The sequence below is a fragment of the Fluviicola sp. genome (assembly GCF_029266855.1).
Lineage (GTDB): Bacteria > Bacteroidota > Bacteroidia > Flavobacteriales_D > Crocinitomicaceae > Fluviicola.
Genome location: NZ_JAQSWB010000003.1, coordinates 160822 through 179409, shown reverse-complemented (window position 1 = coordinate 179409; position 18588 = coordinate 160822). Strand labels below are relative to the sequence as shown.

Below are 18588 nucleotides of genomic sequence, written 5' to 3'. Positions count from 1 at the left end.
AGATACTGAAATTCAAAATTCAAACGGAAAAATTCAGAAAATGTACCGGAATAATCAACCGAAAGGTTCATATGAATTCAAATGAGTACGATTTCTATGGGCACATGTATTATTCGCACCCAAACCACTTTTTAAAATACCATCGCGTTATATGTCCCACAAATGCACAAATGTTAGAGGCGCTTACCGGTGGAAATTATATACTTAAACCAAGTGATTACAGATTATCGTTTTTTGAACGTTAGAAGTTGCTTTAATCGCTTCTGAAGTTGCATGTTCGTCCGCCGCGGCGGACAAACAGCCCTTTGTCTGAATGGGATTCAGATGGAAAAATCACCTGAATTTTCAGGTCCCGACACTTCGCGATTTGTGGTAGAAAATTAAAATCTGAGTATGACTTGTGATTAATTCCTGTTTTTATCGGAATCAAAACGCATAATACTTAAGCACTAGTAAAGGAAATTATTCCGGGGATAACGGATTGCGAAAATACGTTTGATCTCAGAATACATCGTTTCCTTCAACTCTTCTACATTCTCTTTATCCGTGGCAGATATGAATACACATTTGGTAGCAGGCATACGACTCATCCAGGTTTTCTTTAATTCTTCAAGAGTCATGTTTGCACCATCCTCATCATCAGGATTATACTGATATGCATCGATCTTATTAAAGACGAGAATCATCGGTTTGTCTTTATTATCCAATTCAGCCAATGTTTCGTTTACAATATGGAGCTGATCTTCAAAATTCGGATGAGAAATATCGACTACATGAATTAACAAATCTGCTTCGCGTACTTCATCCAGGGTCGATTTAAACGATTCCACCAGCTGATGAGGTAACTTTCGAATGAATCCAACGGTATCTGTAAGTAAGAAGGGTAAATTCTCGATCACTACTTTTCGAACGGTCGTGTCCAAAGTCGCGAATAATTTATTCTCTGCAAAAACATCCGATTTACTCAATAAGTTCATCAGGGTGCTTTTACCCACGTTTGTATATCCGACCAAAGCAACCCGCACTAATTGTCCACGGTTACCTCGCTGAACCGACATTTGCTTATCGATCTCTTTCAGTTTTTCCTTCAGAAGGGCAATTCGTGTTTGAATGATCCGTCTATCTGTTTCGATCTGGGATTCCCCCGGACCACGCAGTCCAATTCCCCCTTTCTGCCGTTCAAGGTGAGTCCAAAGTCGTTTCAGGCGGGGAAGCATGTATTGCATCTGGGCAAGTTCGACCTGCGTTTTTGCATGAGAAGTCCGGGCCCTGGAAGCGAAGATATCCAAAATCAGGATGTTCCGGTCCAGGATCTTACACTCCAGTTCACGCTCAATGTTTCGCAATTGGGAAGGTGAAAGCTCATCATCGAAAATGACCAGCTCAACTCCATGTTCCTTCACATATTCTTTGATCTCCTGCAACTTTCCTGTTCCCACGAAAGTTCTCGGATTTGCCATTGGAAGTTTCTGCGTAAATCGTTTGACTGTAGTAGCACCGGCAGTTTCCGCAAGGAACTCCAGTTCGTCCAGGTACTCGTGAGCTTGTTCGTCCGTCACGGTAGATGTAATTATCCCAACAAGTACGCAAGTTTCTTCAACTGCATCGACTAAAACGTGACCTTCACTCATGTGTTATTTTCGTAAATTTTGAACGAATTTTACTAATCCTTTTATTTCAGCTGTACTCAGCATCTCTTCGTAAGGCATCATTCCTTTGTCATTTCCTTTGCGGATCATCTGCTCTATTTCGCTTTCATTCATTTTACTGATCGACAAATCCTTTGCATTGGAAGCTTTCAATGTTCCGTCAGGTCCGTGACAAGAAGCACAATTCAATGTGTAAACTGCTCTTGCATCTTCAAGCGAGATAGGCTCATTTGAAACCGGTTTGGTGTTTTCAACAGGTTTTGCTTCTTCTCCGCAAGCCGCAAGTAAACAAACCGATAGAAAAAACGGTATGCTCTTCTTTAAAACCATGATCCTCCCAATGCTGTTCTGAATGGCCAAGGAATAGCTGCAAAAATGATAATCAGCACGATAGTATACCAAATAAGAATGGTTTTATGTTTTTTGGCCGGATCCAATGCTTTCTCTGCTTTCTTTCTTCCGATCGTTGCCAATGTCACCGCGATTACCATCAGTAAAATATGCTCCAGCCCGAAGAAACGATACTGCGGGTTTTTCATCCAGCCTTCTGCATAGGAAATTTTCCCCGAAACAAAAGACACAATGATTCCCAAAGTAATCTGGATATGTAACATAACCATTGCGAACAAGTTCAGCATCTTATCGCCTTTTTCGTATTTTCCACTCTTCAGTTTCAATATGGCATTCACAATTGCAAAAACCAATAAAGCTAAAGCTACCCAACGTAATCCCGAATGTCCGTGTATTAATGCACCCATAATAAGTAAGTTTTGGCAAAATTACCGAAAAAATGACCTCATTGGTCTAAGTGAATCACTTATTTCCACATAGAATCACTATTTTTCAGCCCTTAAACAAGAAGTCGTTAAAAAAATGATTCGCTATATACTTGCTCTCTTATTTCCACTGAGCGTTTTTTCACAAGCTGAAAGGCCTCAAAATGGGGTTAAAGCTCCCAATCAGAACTCATTTGTACTTACGAATGTGACTATTTTTATTTCTCCTGACAAGACCATTGAAAATGGTACGATCACAGTGAGAGATGGAAAGATCACAGCTGTGGACAAGATTCTTCTAACAACTCCGAAAGATTTGATGGTCATCGATGGAAATCATGCGGTGGTTGTTCCTTCATTTATTGAAGTCAACTCCACAATGGGAATTCCTTCGGATCAAAAAGCGGAAAACAAAACCGGTCCTTATTACTGGAACCACGCTATTCGCTCGGAATTTGACGCTATTGACTGGTACAAGTCAGATGAGAAAATGATTTCAGAATATCAGAAAATGGGTTTCGGCTCGGTTCTGATTCACCGGAATGATGGTTTGGCACAGGGTTATGGTGCCCTAATGCAATTGGGGACGAGCAGCACAAACAATCAACCCTTCCTGAGCCAGGCTGCTTCCTTTTATTCATTCAGAAAAGGAACTTCTCAACAGGATTACCCAAGTTCCCTAGTTGGTTCTATTGCCTTGCTCAGACAGTCCTTTTATGATGCACAATGGCATTCCGAATATGGAAAGGATGCCAATTACAGTTTGGATGCTCTAACAATGCAGTTAAAGAAACCGGCATTTTTTGTTCTGGACGATAAAGCAGATGTATTTCGGGTAAAGTCTTTTATGCGCGAATTCAAACGTGATTTTACAGTTATCGGAACGGGACAGGAACAATTTTTAGGAAATGCATGGGACACATTGAAAGTTCAACTCGTAATCCCAATCAACTTCCCTGAAGCATTTGATTTGAAAGACCCTTATCTAGCACATGAAATTCCTTACAGCGAATTGAAAATTTGGGAAATGGCTCCAAGAAATCCTGCGTTTTTGTTCAAACACAAAGTTCCGTTTATTACTTCCGCAGCCGGTCATAATTCTGCAGGCGATTTCTGGAAACACATTCACCAGGCTTTGGCAATGGGCTGGTCTGTAAACGACGTGCTCCGTTCATTGACCGTTGCCCCGGCCACCTTACTTGGAGTTCAAAAAGAATTGGGAACAATTGAAACGGATAAATGGGCAAATTTCACCCTGTATGATCAAAACCCCTTCTTACACCAGGCAAAAGTGCTTGAAGTTTTTTCGAAAGGAGAACGAAAAGTTTATCAGAATACTCCCGTTTCAGATATTCGCGGAACGTATAGCTTGAATATTGATGGTGCAAAATACTGGCTGGAAATAAGCGGAACAGCTAACCAACCGGAAGGAAAGGTAAAATTGGTTCGAACGATCCAGGATTCACTGACACTGGCAAATAAATCCGACACATTAACTTCAAACGCTAAAATTTCGCTTGTCAACAACGATATCTCTATTCACTTCATCCAGCAATTGGATGGCGAAAAACAAAGTTTCAGTTTAAAAGGCGATATCAATCCTCGGGTTTACATTTTCGAAGGAGAAGGAACCAACGACAAAGGGAAATGGATCAAATGGAGTGCTTTGCGAAACAAAAAGTTTGAAGCAAAGGATGAAAACAAACAGGCCTGGACAGCAGATACATTAACCATTCCTGGGGCCCGGTTTCCTAACAGTGCTTTTGGTTTTACCTCATCACCGAAACAATCGGTTATTATTTTCGAGCAGGCAACAATCTGGACGAATACAGATGAAGGAATTATTCAGGAGGGAACCGTGATTGTTGAAAACGGAAAGATCAAAGCTATTCACAAAGGTTCGGGAACCTACATGAAACCGAACGATGCAGTCGTTATTAATGCCCGTGGGAAAATTCTTACAACCGGGATCATTGACGAACATTCCCACATTGCCCTGACAAGAGGAGTAAATGAAGGCGGACAAGCCGTAGCATGTGAAGTACGCATGGAAGATGCCATTAATGCGGAAGACATTGATGTATACCATCAATTAGCAGGTGGAGTCACTGCTGCACAACTGTTGCACGGATCAGCCAATCCAATTGGTGGTCAATCTGCATTGATAAAATTGAAATGGGGACATTACCCGCATGAATACATTATTAAAAATGCACCGAAGTTTGTAAAATTTGCACTTGGAGAAAATGTAAAACAAAGTAACTGGGGTGTGAGCAATCGCTTCCCGCAAACCCGAATGGGAGTTGAACAGGTTTACATTGATGCTTTTTCAAGAGCTCTGGCTTATCACCAGGCAAAAAGCGATGCCTCAGGAAAACACAAGGACAAAAATACTGTTCCGCCGGCTGTTGATCTGGAACTGGAAGCTTTATACGAAATTGTTTCCGGTGAACGTAGAATCACGTGCCACAGTTATGTACAATCCGAGATCAATATGCTGATGCACGTAGCTGATTCATTCGGGTTTAAAGTAAATACTTTCACACACATATTGGAAGGTTACAAAGTAGCCGATAAAATGAAAGAACACGGCGTAGGAGCCTCCACCTTTTCCGATTGGTGGGCATACAAATTCGAAGTAATGGATGCAATTCCTCAGAATGCTTCCCTGATGACGAATATGGGTTTGATCGTTGCTATTAACTCGGATGATGCAGAAATGGGCCGCCGCCTGAACCAGGAAGCCGCAAAAACCATTAAGTATGGTGGTGCAACAGAAGATCAGGCATGGAAAATGGTCACACTGAACCCTGCTAAATTGTTGCATTTGGATGACCGCATGGGAACAGTACAGGTTGGAAAAGATGCAGATCTCGTTCTATGGACAAATAATCCGTTGAGTATTACTGCAAAACCACTATATACAGTCGTAGACGGAGAAATTTTGTTCGATGCACAAAAAGACTTTCTGATACAGCAGGAAATTGCAGCAGAGAGAGCACGAATTATTGCAAAAATGACGGAAGAAGGAAAGAAAGGTGAACCTACAAAACCATTCAACCGCAAACGCAGAGGCCATTTCCATTGCAACACGCTTGGTGAAGAAGAATCATTCGAAGCAAACGAACACTAAGCACCCAAAACATTGAACATGAAAACATTCATATCTACTTTTTTGATCCTGCTTGCAAGTATAAATAGCTACGGACAAAAGAAATACAATAGAATCCTCCTTGAAAGTGCCACATTGCATATCGGGAACGGACAAGTGATCAGCACCGGAGCGATTGGAATTGAGAACGGAATTATTACCATCGTCCGAAATTCATTGGCATATACCTACAACAAATCCGATTGGGACACGATCATCAATTTAAGCGGACAGCATATTTACCCGGGATTCGTTGCCCCGAACTCTACTTTGGGCTTAACGGAAATTGACGCGGTAAGAGCTTCCAGGGATTTTCACGAAATGGGAACATTCAATCCGCATGTCCGCGCACAGATCGCATACAATTGTGAGTCGGATGTAATTGAAACAGTCCGTACAAATGGTGTTTTAATGGTCCAAACCACTCCTCGTGGCGGAAGAATCTCCGGTCAGTCAAGCCTGATGACGACTTCTTGCTGGAACTGGGAGGACGGAACGGTAAAACCGGATGATGGAATCCACATTGAATGGCCTTCTGCCTATAGCCGTTCCTGGGGAGATCCTATCACAAAACCCAATGAAACGTATGAAGAACAAAAACGTGAATTGATCGCTTACTTAACTAACGCTAAAGCAAGTACGAATGCCAAGGACAAGAATACACCGCTTCAATATACTGCTTTGAGCGAATGTTTTACAGGAGAAAAACGTTTTTACTTTCACGCCAATGAAGTACAACAAATCAATGATATCCTGGACCTGATCTCGGAGTTGGAAATTAAATTCCCTGTCATTGTCGGTGGTTATGAAAGCTACCTGGTAGCCGAGCGATTAAAGATCAAAAAAGTACCCGTTATGATCGGCCGTTTGCATTCACTGCCACAACACGAGGATGACCCATACGATCTGCCATATAAACTTCCCTTCCTGTTACAGCAGGCAGGAGTTCAATTTTGTCTTCAGAATGAAGGTGATATGGAGGCAATGAATGCACGCAACCTTCCTTTTCTTGCCGGAACCGCTATGTCTTACGGTTTAACAGAAGAAGAAGCCGTTCGCTCCATTACCCTAAGTGCTTGCGAGATCATGGGAATTTCCAAAAATTACGGAAGTATTGAGATCGGAAAAAGAGCAACCTTATTCGGTTCGTTTGGCTCTGCGCTGGAAATGAAAGGAAACCAGGCTTCTGTGATCCTCATTAATGGGGAATTTGTACCTACCAGCAACTTTCAAACGGAGCTGTATCAGAAGTATAAGGCGAAATACGGGAAGTAGGTTTAAATTCAAAATGATGAATTCAAAATGCAAAACGTAAGACTTTATTTGGAGCAAGCAGGTTGGTACGAAAATAGGAATATCGATATTTCCTGTATGATAAGTGAATACGAACAACTTGGTTTCAGAATTCCAAATAATTTCATTCAAAGCTTTTTGATGGAATATGGAAATTTGAGAATAGAATTCAGAAATGATAATGAATCTTATTCTGATATTCGAATTAATCCGGATGCCGGTTTCCAATTTATTGATAGTGAATATTTAGCAGTTTTAGAAAAAATAGTCGCTGATAATCTACTTCCAATTGGAAGTATTCATTCAGATCATTTAGGATTATTAGTTTCTTTCAAAGGTAAATTTTACTTATTGGGTGATGACGGAATTTATCATCTGGGAGACGATTTTCTAAACGTTTGTGAAACTGTTTTTTTACAGAAACCACTAATAAAGATTGGAGGTCCCAATTAACCATTTGATCCTAATTCCTTTTTTGAATTCAGAATTCATCATTTTGAATTTGTTTTAACCTTTCCTAACAAAAGCTTCTTTTGGATTCAACGGGCTTTATCAATTTTGTTTCCTATTTTTGTTTGAGAACATAAAATATAATATCATGGCATTTGAATTACCAAAATTAGCATATGCATACGACGCGCTTGAGCCGCATATCGATGCTCGTACAATGGAGATCCACTATTCAAAACATCACCAGGCATACGCAACAAACTTAAACAATGCAATCGCAGGAACGGATTTAGAAGGCAAATCTATTGAGGAGATTTTGAAAAATTGTAAAGACAAACCGGCTGTTCGCAACAACGGTGGCGGATTCTGGAATCACAACTTGTTTTGGGAAATCATGGCACCAAATGCCGGAGGAACTCCAACAGGTGAATTAGCACAGGCTATTAATGACGCTTTCGGAACTTTCGAGCATTTCAAAGATGAGTTTGCAAAAGCAGGAACAACACGTTTTGGTTCTGGATGGGCATGGTTATGCGTTGAGGGAGGAAAACTGGTAGTTTGTTCAACGGCAAATCAAGACAATCCATTAATGGGAGAAGGTTGCAAAGGAACACCAATTCTTGCTATGGACGTTTGGGAACATGCTTATTACCTGAACTACCAAAACCGTCGTCCGGATTATATCAATGCATTCTTTAATGTGATTAACTGGGATGCGGTTGCTAAAAAATACAACGCGGCGAAGTAATTCGTAAATCAAATTATAGAAAAATCCCCGATTCCGTAAATACGAAATCGGGGATTTTTGTTGAACGTAAATAAACTATAACTAAGTTATTACTTCGTTACAACCAATCGTTTCGGTGCTGACTGATTCAAGCGAACCAGGTAAACACCTTGTTTCAATTGACTGATATCGAAGCTTGTTTTTAATCCGCTAACTGACGGATTGATTTCCATTACTACTGCCCCATCGATAGCAATTACCTGAATTACTTTCAATTCCTGATCGGAAGCAACTTCTATGACCTTACTCGCCGGATTCGGAGAAATACTCCATTGAACTTCTTTGTATTCATCCAATCCCAAATAAGGAGTTCCATTTCCGGTGATTCCCTCGGGAAGGATGGCGTAATCTGCTCCCAATAATTCGCCATCAAGCGGAACATCGAAAAACAAACTGTCCGTATGAGGAATATAAGGAACATCCACCAATAAATAATACGATCCCGCTTCCACATGATCAATTGTATAAGTTCCATCTGAAGCTGTATATGCAAAACCTCTTGTTTCGTGTGTCTGTGCGTTCTTTAAAAGCATTAAAGCTCTTTCAAATGGTACATTCAATGATTTCAAATACGATGTATCTACGACAACTGTTCCCGAAACACTTCCGGTAGCGTCCAATACATCCAGGGTATCTGCATTGATATTGGCATTGTTTAAATAACATGGCAATCCGATTGCATCTGCGCTTGTCCAAGTAGAGCTCGTAGCAAAATAAAGCGGAACTGCACCAGGGAATAAAACCGGATCCGGTGTAAAACGAACGTGGTAAAGTCCCGTAGGCAAACTATCGGCAACATATGTTCCATTCGTTACATTCACTGTTTCAACCGGAGTTGCAACTAATGTATCCTGGACAAAATTGAACACTTCCAATACTCCTTCGGCCGGCTGACCATTTACTGTCAGGTTTCCGGAAATATCATTATTAGATTCCTGTTCATCAAGGAAGATTGCAGAATCGTAGATTCCATCCGAAACATCGGAGATCACCAGTTTGATATGGTAAGTATTTCCAACTTGTGCGAAGAATTTTGCCTGTAAAGGAACAGTGTAAGCATCAAAGACAAAATTTGCAGAGTTTGGACCGCTCATATTATCGATATAATATTGTGAGTTTACAAATTGGTTGATCGAATTGATCTCTACCGGAATAGCGGTTCCCGGAACATTCGCAATATTCACAGGAATACCCCCGTTTTCAGAAACAAGAAATAAGAAACGATCGTTATACGGAGTATTTGAATACTCAGGATATTCTTCCGACGCAAAAATGTAATTGAATCGAATCGTATCTGTAATGATCGGTGTAAAATCAAAATGAACCGCGATTGCATCGTAGCTCGATGCACCTTGTCCGGTCAAGTTACCATATTGAATGATGTCGTAATCTCCGGGCATATTCAAATTGTAGCTTGAGAATGTGGCCGACGGAGCATTTGACATATTCGGAAATCCTGTCGACAGGACCAAACCACTGTTTACACCTAATGCAAGTCCGTTCTCAAAACGGGCAATTTGTGGCTGGGCACCCTGGATTCCCACATTAGTGATTCCCTGGCATTGGACACCAAAAATATTAGTGACCAAAACTTCCAGATCAGAGACCGGGGAATAAATTAATTGGGAATTAGAAAAATTGGAATAAGTGAGGAAGAGAGTAAATGCAAAAAAAGTTTTCAATTGTTTCATAGCGCGGGTCATTTTCTTTAGACATGACTTAGACGCCACTCGTTCTAAAAAAGTTGCACAGCTATTTTTTCAACAACTAAAAAACTAATTTACTGCTTCAACAGCGGTGATTTCAGGAGCAACTCTTTTCACTGCTTCTTCCAACCCTGCTTTAATTGTCATCACACTCATTGAACAGTCGCTGCAAGCTCCGAGTAATCTCACTTGTACGACACCTTCATCCGTAATATCAACCAATTCCATATCTCCCCCATCTGCATTTAAGTGAGGTCTTAATTCACTCAATGAAAGATTTATTTTATCAGTTAATTCGGCTTTATTTAACACCATCTTTTTGTGTTTTTAATGCTTTACGTGCTTTGAGCACGTTCACCTCTTCTACAAAGATACGCACTAATTCTTCAAATGCTAATGCTGTTGGTGTATTTTCCTGAAATACAGCAGGTCTGCCAACGTCACCTGATTCGCGTACGCCCTGAACCAATGGAATATGTCCTAAGAAAGTTTCATTCATTCCTGCAGCCAGGTTCTTCACTCCATCTCTTCCGAAAATGTAGTATTTGTTATCCGGCAACTCAGCCGGTGTGAACCAGGACATGTTCTCTACCAATCCGACGATCGGTACATTGATCGTGTCCAATTTGAACATGTTTACTCCCTTACGTGCATCGGCAAGCGCCACTTCCTGCGGTGTACTTACGATCACAACACCATCCAGTGGAACAGTCTGTACTAAAGACAGATGGATGTCACCTGTTCCCGGAGGAAGGTCAATTAATAAATAATCCAGTTCTCCCCAATAAGCATCTGTAAACAATTGAGTCATTGCCTTTGCCGCCATTGGTCCTCTCCAAACAATTGCTTCGTCGTTTTGAGAAAAGAAACCCATAGATAAGATCTTAATCCCGTAACTCATTACCGGATTGATCATTGGTTTTCCTTCCACATCGATCATTGTCGGTCGTTCCCCTACTACATCGAACATAGTCGGGATACTTGGACCGTAAATATCTGCATCAACAATTCCAACCCGGAATCCTGCTTTCGCAAGCCCTCCTGCTAAGTTGGCCGTGACAGTAGATTTTCCCACTCCTCCTTTTCCGGAAGCAATGGCAATAATATTTTTAACCTCAGGAAGAATTTTACGATGTGTTTCACGCGCCTCAGAAGGCAAGCCTTTAACCATACATGTGATTTCGAGATTCTCTCCGAATACACGCTTCAAGTTAAACTCTACAGCTTCCTGCATCCGCTTTCTCGCATGCAAGGCCGGATTAGAAACATAAATCGTAAGTGTAATTTTCGAATCTTCAACTTGCAGGTCTTCTACAAAATTGAGCGTTACGATATCTTTCTTTAAATCGGGCTCCAAAATGGTTCCCAATACTTCCAAAACTGCTTCCTTGGTCATTGTAATTAATTTACAGTGCAAAAATAGCCATTCGTTCCCGGAACTCCTCTTAAAAGCAAAAAAAAGTCCCCCGACAATTCATATCGGAGGACTTTTTTAAATTATTTATCAGCTTATGGTCTTACAACCGGTCTACCGGGAGTTGTTGTTGGTGTTGTTGGTTTTACACCCGTACCTGGTTTAACAGGTGTTGTAGTGGTTTTTGGTTTTCCATTTCCATTTTCATCATCTGTTGAGCCACCTTCTTCACCATTTGGACCTCCGGAACCATTTCCCGGGTTCGATTCGTCGTTTCCGTCTGTATTGTTGCCATGCCCGTTATTCCCATTAGGTCTGGCTACATTGATCAGACAAGATTTGGTATCAGAACCGCTTGGATTCGTTGCTGTAATAACTAAAGGAACCGAAACGGTTGATAAAGTAACATTTACAACGAAGGAGAATGTCAAAACATTACTTTCTATACTTGAAGTAAATTCCACATTTGTTCCGTTATACAAAATACTTACCTGGCTGGCATTTGAAACATGTTGAACCGTGCCGGAAACAGTCACATTTCCAGGCTGGAATGTTGCAGGACAACGACCAGGATTGGTCAGTAAAATAACCGGTGCAGGAATCACTTCGGGAGCGTTGTAAATAACCGTTTTTGTATCACTGGCCGTCCCTCCGGGTGTAACTGCAGTTGCTACGATCACATTTTCTCCGCTTACATACGAAGCATTGAAACGAACTCCTCCCGAAGCTTTATACTCGAAGTTTGTAGCAACACCATTCAGCGTAACAGAAACTTGTGATGCAGAAGTAACTCCGGTGGTCATTATTTGAACCGTTTGTGCAGACTGGTCTGTTTCCAACGGGCTTATAGATGGAGTTGTGATTTGAATGGTCGGAGGAGCAACGGTTACAAGCTCATTTCTTAAAACATTGATTGTTTTGCTGTTCTCACCACATTTGTTTTTCGCATGGATCACAAATGCATTTGCCCCTAACACCAGGTTTCGGTCAATTGTAATTACTCCGGTTTGCTGATTATAAACAAATCCGATCACTTGCCCGTTTTGAGTAACAGAAATATCTGACTGACTTACTACATTTGATACCGTTCCGGATAAGTTAAACCCATCTGAAGTAACAACCGAGTTATTTGGAGCAGAGCTGCCTGTAATAATCACAACAGGAGGTCTGCAAACCGTACGCGTTATTTTCCAACTCAATTGTTTGGACCCACATTCATTTCTCACTGAAAGAGTAATGGTATGTTCTCCTTCACTTAAAGTTACTGTTGCAACCACTGTATGCGAACCCTCATCATAAGTGAACGGAACAATATTTCCATCAATTTTGACCTGGATTTGAGATGCTTGTGCAATATTACTTACTGCTGCAGTAACTGAAACAGACTCACTTTCCGTAATCATTTCCTCTGCTGCAGGTTTTAAGCGAACAATCTCCGGAGCAACACAAGGAATCACTTTTGGTTTCATAATCACAACCACCATATTGGTTGTTACACCACATGAATTGCTTGCTTTGATCTCAATCGAATTTGCCCCTTCAATTAAAGTTACTGCTTTCTCAAATTCAAATGAATTTGTATTCAAAGTTCCAACAGATTGTAAGCTTCCATTCAGATATACTTCAACCTGGTTCACAGAAGTGATGTTCGTTACATTTGCCTTCAAAGTGAATACAGCGTTTTCTACACTTGCATTTTGAGTTGTAGGATTAATGAATGTAATGACAGGTTTATTACACGGAACTTCAATTTTCTTATAGATAACTGAAGTAGATGCTGTATGACTTCCTCCTGCATTTGTTCCTGTAATTTCAAAAATATTATTACCTGCATTTAAAGTGTGATTAAATGTTACTTCCAAAGTTGCCGGATCAAATGTCCAGAAACTCGGATTAACAATTAAACCATCTTCTTTCACCACAATCTGAGACTGGTTAGTCACATTTGTCACATGACCCTTCATAACAAATGCAGAAGAAGAAACTACCTGACCCGGGACTGCCGGATTGATGAATGTAACAAACGGAGGTTTGATTACCTCATCACGTTTAAAGATAATTTGCGTTGCATCAGATGCTGTTCCTGCACTGTTACTTGCGGTGATCATCACATTGTTTGCTCCTATATTCAAAGACAAATTCATCGTCAGCACCTTTGTAGCAGTAGAATAAGTGAACCCCGAATATGGAGCTCCATTTACCAACACCTGAATTTGCTGTTGATTATCCACATTCAAAACTGTTGCATTGACATTGCTGCTTGCCACGTTCACCGTTTGAGGATTGAGGGCAGGATAAGTAATTGTAACAACCGGAGGCAGTGTAGGATTCGGTGCCCGATAGTTAATCACCGTTGTTTCAACATCCGAACCTGCAGCATTTGTTGCTGTAATTTCAATCACATTTGCACCATTAACCAAACCAGTGGTGAATTCCATCAGTTCACTTGAAGCAAGGTATGAGAAGTTTGTTGAGATTTGTCCGTTGATCTTCAATACAATCTGATTACCCGCAGTTACAAAGCGAACACGTGCTTTTACTGCATAAGATGCATTCAATGAAGTCGCAGGGTTCAAACTCGGGTCGATATATGAAACTATTGGAGGTTGAACCGCAACAGGTTTTCTGTAAATGATCGTTTGTGTTTCACTTGCTGTTCCGGCAGTATTTGTTCCCGTTACCGTGATAATATTCGCTCCTTCAATCAATGTTACAGGAAAAGATGCTGCACTATTTGAAAAGGTGAAGTTGGTAACATTTGTTCCGTTTACATTTACATTCACCCCACTCTGATTAGTCACATGAAGCACAGATGCTACAACATTGTGTGTTCCGGTAGAGGTAGTATACGGATCAACATTCGGATTCGTGAACTGAACAAGTGGTGGCTGAACAGTTGCAGCCGGCTTGTAAATGATCGTTGTTTGTTTGAAATCTGTTCCGTCTGCATTCGTTCCGGTAACTTTTACCACGTTTGCTCCGGTAACTAAATTCAATGGCTCGGTTACTCCATTAGAAGCAGCATTGTATGTGAAATTAGGTAAGTTCACTCCATTCAAGCTCACTTTTACCTGGCTCTTTTGAGTTACATTCAACACCGTTGCATTCAAATTAAACACATTACTGGATGTTTCATACGGGTTCGTCCCCGGATTTGTAATTGTAACAATCGGAGGTTTTGGAGCAATGCGGTTGTAGATAATAATCGTTGTTGCTGAAGCAGAACCTGCAGCATTTGTCCCGATAACTTCAAACACGTTTTGACCCGCGTTTAAAATCACATTGCTTGTGAATTTATCCGTTTGGGCATTGTAAGCAAAGTTATTATTAATGGTTCCATTTTGTTTGAAACTCACGTGCTGCGCATCTTGTACATTCAATACATCAGCAGTCAAAGCAAAAGTGTTTTGATTGACCGTATACGGGTTGATGTTCGGATTCACAAAATAAACAACCGGAGGTTGGATCGTTTGCTGCGGCTGATAAATGATCGTTGCTGTTTCGCTGTCAGATCCATATTGATTTGTACCTGTGGTTGTCACAATATTTGAACCTGTAATTAAATTCAAAGTTGAGTTAATTCCCCTGGTGGAAGGATCGTAAGTAAAGACTACCGGATTTCCATTTAAAGTCATCGTGATCTTATCCTTTCCTGTAACATTCAACACAGTCCCAATAAGGTTATAAACCGGGGCTTGAACAGTTGTTGGATTTGAACCCGGATTTGAATAGGTCACTACCGGTGGAGTTGGGGTTTCTCTTATATAATTAATAACCGTTTGATCCATATCCGAACCGGCATCATTTGTTCCTGTTAATTCAAAAGTATTTTGTCCGGGAACCAAGGTGACGATACTCTGGAACTCTTGTGTAGAAGGGTTGAAAGTAAAGTTTGTAACATAATTCCCGTTTTGTCTGAAAACGACATTTGAACTCGATTTAACATGCTGAATCTTTCCCCTGATCACATAGTTACTTGAATTAACAGTTGTTCCGCTCACACTCGGATTTATAAAATCAACAACCGGGGGAGTATTTGTTGCTTGTGTATACTGAGGATTCGTAACTACCGGCTGACGAACTGTATCCTGGTAAGTTGTGTGATCGTAATGACTGCGTATGTGAAACTTCAAATAGAAGCTCGTATAATGATACCAATCATTCGCATATTTTCCTTTCGCTTGCACATGACCATCAAAATTATCAGTCATTGTAAAGGTAGTTTTGTGTTCGATTCCTAAAGAAACTCCTTTTCCGACCTGGTATCCAAGACCAATACCCACACTCGGCATAAATCTTCCCATACTTGCAGGTGAATTCAGGTTTGTTTCGAATTTCTTATCCGTCAATGAATAAATCTCATTTTGAGAATATGAACCTGAAGCTAATTTCGTTGAATCGTAAGCATATCCAAATCCATCAGATCCATACAAATCTCCTTTGGCTTGGTACCATGTGTAACCAACACCTCCGAAAATATAAGGGTCCCAACCTGTCCGCTCACGCAGTTTATTGAAATGGATTGCCAATTCTAAACTTAACTCATGCAACCTTGTACCGAAATTCAGTACTACAGGCTGGTTCGATGAGTTGTAATCATTATAAACAGGATTTGAAGAAACATTCGTTGAATCGGAATTATATCCTTTCCAAAGTCCGGTCAAATAACGCAAACGCACATCAAAACTGATCGGTTTTCCGTAGTTGTAATTGAATTGATGTCCCAACATCAAACCGTATCCTAAATCCAGTTTATGGGGAATATCTGTTTTAGTCCAGGTAGCGCCGATATTTAAACCCCAAAACCAACGACTATCATTGTCGTAATTCACTTTCTGGGAAAATAAGGTCGTGGATAATAGCAGACTTACAATTAGTGTGTAAAAATATTTCATAGTCTCAAGTTTAATCTATTTTGTGCCCTAACCATCATTGTGCCAAAAAAGCACAAAAAGAATTCCATTTAACAAAATTGACGGCGCGAAACTACGAAAAAACGATCAAAATATCCCTGAATGTATTAGTTTTACAATCATATACGCATCTTTTGCACATGAATCTCAAAGCTGTTAAAGTATTGTTAATCTCGTTTTTAAGTATTACTTCCGGGTTTTCCCAGTTGACAAATGATGCTTGTGCGACGGCTATTCCTTTATGTCCGAATGTTAGTGTTTCAGGTTCTAACATTGGAGCCACCGCAACTGTATGCCCTGGCTGCGAGGACGATTTTACGTTTTGTTTTTCGGGAACCAATAGTGTTTGGTATCAATTTAACACCAATGTAACCGGAGGTGATGTTACTTTTAATTTCAGCAACTTAGCATTCAACATACAGCCAACCCGCGGAACGCAATTGCAAGCAACTATTGTTCAGGCCCTTGTTCAATGTGACGCAGCAACTTACACCATGGTGAGCAATTGTGAAGCCGGAGCTGCAGGTGGGTTTACTCTTACTGCTTTTGGACTTCCGGCAAATACGACTTACTACATGGTAATTAATGGTGCAACAAATGGTGGAGCAACTTTACCGGCCGAAGCAACATTTGATTTAATAGGGTCAGGAACAGGATTTGACAGACCAGCTCCAGGCTTGTCAATTGGAGGACCAACAATCACAGTTTGCCCTGAGTCACCTACCTCTTTCACAGCTTATTTAAGCAATTGCACCGATACCAGCGATTTCTATTGGTCTGTAAATGGTGTAATAACAGCAGTTACTTCTACCTCTTTGTGGATAACAAGCAACTTACAAAACGGAGATGTGGTTTCTGTAGTCTGCAGCTGCTTTGATATCTGCCCGGATACACTTAATTATTCCTATCCGGCTGTTACGGTTGACCCCTTGACGGTTGATGCTGGCCCCGATTTGACGATTCAGGCAGGAAGTAGTGCACAGCTTGTCGGCACCTCGAATGGCACTGATTTCTCATGGAGTCCCGTTCAAACGCTAAATACTCCATTTTCAATAACAACATATGCAACACCCGAAGAAACAACTACTTATACACTGACTGCATTAAATACCAATTGTTCGCTTTCCGATGAAATGACTGTTTTTGTTTCTAATAATCTAACTATTCCGGGAAGTTTTTCGCCAAATGGAGATGGTCATAATGACAAATGGATCATTGATGGAATTGGTTTTTATCCTGACGCACAAGTAGTTATTTATGATCGCTGGGGACAAAAAATCGCAGAAATCGCCGGGTATAGCCTGATCAAAGCCTGGGATGGAACAAATAAAGGGAAACCGGTTTCAGACGGTGTTTATTTTTATTCCCTGGATCTTCGACAAAACAATGACACCAAACCATTAAAAGGAAGTATTACCGTAATCCACTGATGAAAAATACGATTTTCTGCATACTTGTTTTGGTAGCTGCCAGTTCCTACGGACAGCAAGTGAGTCATATGTCACAATGGATGCACCACCAGTATGCTATTAATCCGGCCTATACGGGAATCAAGACCTGTCTGGAAGCACAATCAACCTTCAGGGGCCAGTGGGTAAAAGTTAATGGTGCGCCATATACTGGTTGGGTAAGTGTTCATGCTCCCTTACAGGCAAAAAGACGAAAATTCCTGAGCGGAAGACACGGCTTGGGAGGAATGGTCTATTTAGATAATATCGGACCGTTTCAGGATATCCGTGTACAACTATCGTATGCAGGACATTTCAATTTCTCATTAACAAATCGCTTATCTCTTGGTTTAGCCGTTGGTGCAAGGCAACTTTCTTTTGACTTAAATGAAGCAAAACCCTTAACTCCGGATCCGACAATCAACGGAAGTGCTTCACAAATTCTTCCAACTGCAACATTTGGTGCCTGGTGGAATGGAAAAAATTATTTTGCAGGATTCACTTTATATGAATTAATTCCTCAAAAGTGGAATGTTATTGGAATGAACGCTGGGTCACAAATGCACGCAATGGTTACCGGCGGATATAAATTCAACATTAACCCGAAGGTAGATGTATACCCTGGAATTTACGTGGCTTATACCAAGAATACACCGATAGAATTACAAGTTCATGGAATAATCGAGTTCCAACGAAAGTTTAATCTCGGTTTGGGTTTGAGGAATACGGATGCCCTAATCGCAATGGTTGGATTTCGATTCAAAGAAAAATGGAAACTGTGCTATTCCTATGATTTCATTCTTTCCAAACTAAGACCGAACACCTTCCATTCTCATGAAATCACCCTTTCTTTTTCTCCATGCAAACAACGCGTGGAGAGCACTTCAGGTTGTGCCGATTTCGACTGACTCTTTCAGCTATTCAGATTTCACTGTTTATAAGTATCTCTTTCTCTTATCCATCCCGGCTTTTTTCTTTCGAAATTTGAGGATAAAGCATTT

Annotated in this window: 13 protein-coding genes; 6 read left to right on the top strand and 7 right to left on the bottom strand. The window is 40.7% G+C overall.

The window, feature by feature from the left end:
- Positions 1–449 precede the first annotated feature (449 nt).
- The 3 genes from hflX to K0S23_RS09400 are packed head-to-tail and all read right to left on the bottom strand — an operon-like array spanning position 450 to position 2407.
- Positions 450–1631 (bottom strand): GTPase HflX, encoded by a 1182-nt coding sequence (gene hflX, locus K0S23_RS09410; protein ID WP_300356509.1) that lies wholly within the window; start codon positions 1629–1631, stop codon positions 450–452.
- A 3-nt stretch (positions 1632–1634) separates the two neighbouring features.
- Positions 1635–1979, bottom strand: coding sequence for a cytochrome c (locus K0S23_RS09405; RefSeq protein WP_300356507.1), 345 nt, complete (start codon positions 1977–1979; stop codon positions 1635–1637).
- On the bottom strand, positions 1970–2407 hold the full coding sequence (locus K0S23_RS09400; RefSeq protein ID WP_300356505.1) for a hypothetical protein: 438 nt from the start codon (positions 2405–2407) through the stop codon (positions 1970–1972). Before K0S23_RS09400 ends, K0S23_RS09405 begins: the two co-directional genes overlap by 10 nt.
- A gap of 115 nt (positions 2408–2522) precedes the next feature.
- Between K0S23_RS09400 and K0S23_RS09395 the strand changes: the two genes are divergently transcribed.
- The 4 genes from K0S23_RS09395 to K0S23_RS09380 all read left to right on the top strand — a co-directional run bounded on the left by K0S23_RS09395 (position 2523) and on the right by K0S23_RS09380 (position 8067).
- Positions 2523–5558 carry an amidohydrolase family protein gene (locus tag K0S23_RS09395; protein WP_300356503.1) on the top strand — a complete coding sequence of 1012 codons (3036 nt, stop codon included), beginning with the start codon at positions 2523–2525 and terminating at the stop codon, positions 5556–5558.
- Between the two features lie 18 nt (positions 5559–5576).
- A complete protein-coding gene (locus tag K0S23_RS09390) occupies positions 5577–6851 on the top strand; it encodes an amidohydrolase family protein (protein ID WP_300356501.1) in 1275 nt (424 codons plus the stop codon).
- Positions 6852–6878: 27 nt separating this feature from the next.
- Positions 6879–7322, top strand: coding sequence for an SUKH-3 domain-containing protein (locus K0S23_RS09385; protein ID WP_300356499.1), 444 nt, complete (start codon positions 6879–6881; stop codon positions 7320–7322).
- 145 nt (positions 7323–7467) lie between these two features.
- Positions 7468–8067 carry a superoxide dismutase gene (locus K0S23_RS09380; protein WP_300356497.1) on the top strand — a complete coding sequence of 200 codons (600 nt, stop codon included), beginning with the start codon at positions 7468–7470 and terminating at the stop codon, positions 8065–8067.
- Positions 8068–8156: 89 nt separating this feature from the next.
- Here K0S23_RS09380 and K0S23_RS09375 read toward each other — a convergent pair whose 3' ends face one another.
- From K0S23_RS09375 to K0S23_RS09360, 4 genes are all read right to left on the bottom strand, one after another.
- Complete coding sequence (locus tag K0S23_RS09375; protein ID WP_300356495.1) at positions 8157–9797, bottom strand: choice-of-anchor L domain-containing protein; 1641 nt, start codon at positions 9795–9797, stop codon at positions 8157–8159.
- 84 nt (positions 9798–9881) lie between these two features.
- Positions 9882–10127, bottom strand: a complete 246-nt coding sequence (locus tag K0S23_RS09370; protein WP_300356493.1) for a NifU family protein — start codon at positions 10125–10127, stop codon at positions 9882–9884.
- Complete coding sequence (locus tag K0S23_RS09365; protein ID WP_300356491.1) at positions 10114–11208, bottom strand: Mrp/NBP35 family ATP-binding protein; 1095 nt, start codon at positions 11206–11208, stop codon at positions 10114–10116. The genes K0S23_RS09370 and K0S23_RS09365 overlap by 14 nt, the downstream gene beginning before the upstream one ends.
- A gap of 113 nt (positions 11209–11321) precedes the next feature.
- Positions 11322–16121 (bottom strand): Ig-like domain-containing protein, encoded by a 4800-nt coding sequence (locus K0S23_RS09360; RefSeq protein WP_300356489.1) that lies wholly within the window; start codon positions 16119–16121, stop codon positions 11322–11324.
- A 158-nt stretch (positions 16122–16279) separates the two neighbouring features.
- On the opposite strand from K0S23_RS09360, the gene K0S23_RS09355 reads away from it, so the two are divergent.
- Positions 16280–17569 (top strand): gliding motility-associated C-terminal domain-containing protein, encoded by a 1290-nt coding sequence (locus tag K0S23_RS09355; RefSeq protein WP_300356487.1) that lies wholly within the window; start codon positions 16280–16282, stop codon positions 17567–17569.
- Positions 17569–18495 (top strand): PorP/SprF family type IX secretion system membrane protein, encoded by a 927-nt coding sequence (locus tag K0S23_RS09350; RefSeq protein ID WP_300356485.1) that lies wholly within the window; start codon positions 17569–17571, stop codon positions 18493–18495. The genes K0S23_RS09355 and K0S23_RS09350 overlap by 1 nt, the downstream gene beginning before the upstream one ends.
- Positions 18496–18588 lie beyond the last annotated feature (93 nt).

What these genes read in the sequence shown, in the direction of transcription:
- hflX (WP_300356509.1), bottom strand. Translation starts at nt 1,631, where the DNA reads ATGAGTGAAGGTCACGTTTTAGTCGATGCAGTTGAAGAAACTTGCGTA.
- K0S23_RS09405 (WP_300356507.1), bottom strand. Translation starts at nt 1,979, where the DNA reads ATGGTTTTAAAGAAGAGCATACCGTTTTTTCTATCGGTTTGTTTACTT.
- K0S23_RS09400 (WP_300356505.1), bottom strand. Translation starts at nt 2,407, where the DNA reads ATGGGTGCATTAATACACGGACATTCGGGATTACGTTGGGTAGCTTTA.
- K0S23_RS09395 (WP_300356503.1), top strand. Translation starts at nt 2,523, where the DNA reads ATGATTCGCTATATACTTGCTCTCTTATTTCCACTGAGCGTTTTTTCA.
- K0S23_RS09390 (WP_300356501.1), top strand. Translation starts at nt 5,577, where the DNA reads ATGAAAACATTCATATCTACTTTTTTGATCCTGCTTGCAAGTATAAAT.
- K0S23_RS09385 (WP_300356499.1), top strand. Translation starts at nt 6,879, where the DNA reads ATGCAAAACGTAAGACTTTATTTGGAGCAAGCAGGTTGGTACGAAAAT.
- K0S23_RS09380 (WP_300356497.1), top strand. Translation starts at nt 7,468, where the DNA reads ATGGCATTTGAATTACCAAAATTAGCATATGCATACGACGCGCTTGAG.
- K0S23_RS09375 (WP_300356495.1), bottom strand. Translation starts at nt 9,797, where the DNA reads ATGAAACAATTGAAAACTTTTTTTGCATTTACTCTCTTCCTCACTTAT.
- K0S23_RS09370 (WP_300356493.1), bottom strand. Translation starts at nt 10,127, where the DNA reads ATGGTGTTAAATAAAGCCGAATTAACTGATAAAATAAATCTTTCATTG.
- K0S23_RS09365 (WP_300356491.1), bottom strand. Translation starts at nt 11,208, where the DNA reads ATGACCAAGGAAGCAGTTTTGGAAGTATTGGGAACCATTTTGGAGCCC.
- K0S23_RS09360 (WP_300356489.1), bottom strand. Translation starts at nt 16,121, where the DNA reads ATGAAATATTTTTACACACTAATTGTAAGTCTGCTATTATCCACGACC.
- K0S23_RS09355 (WP_300356487.1), top strand. Translation starts at nt 16,280, where the DNA reads ATGAATCTCAAAGCTGTTAAAGTATTGTTAATCTCGTTTTTAAGTATT.
- K0S23_RS09350 (WP_300356485.1), top strand. Translation starts at nt 17,569, where the DNA reads ATGAAAAATACGATTTTCTGCATACTTGTTTTGGTAGCTGCCAGTTCC.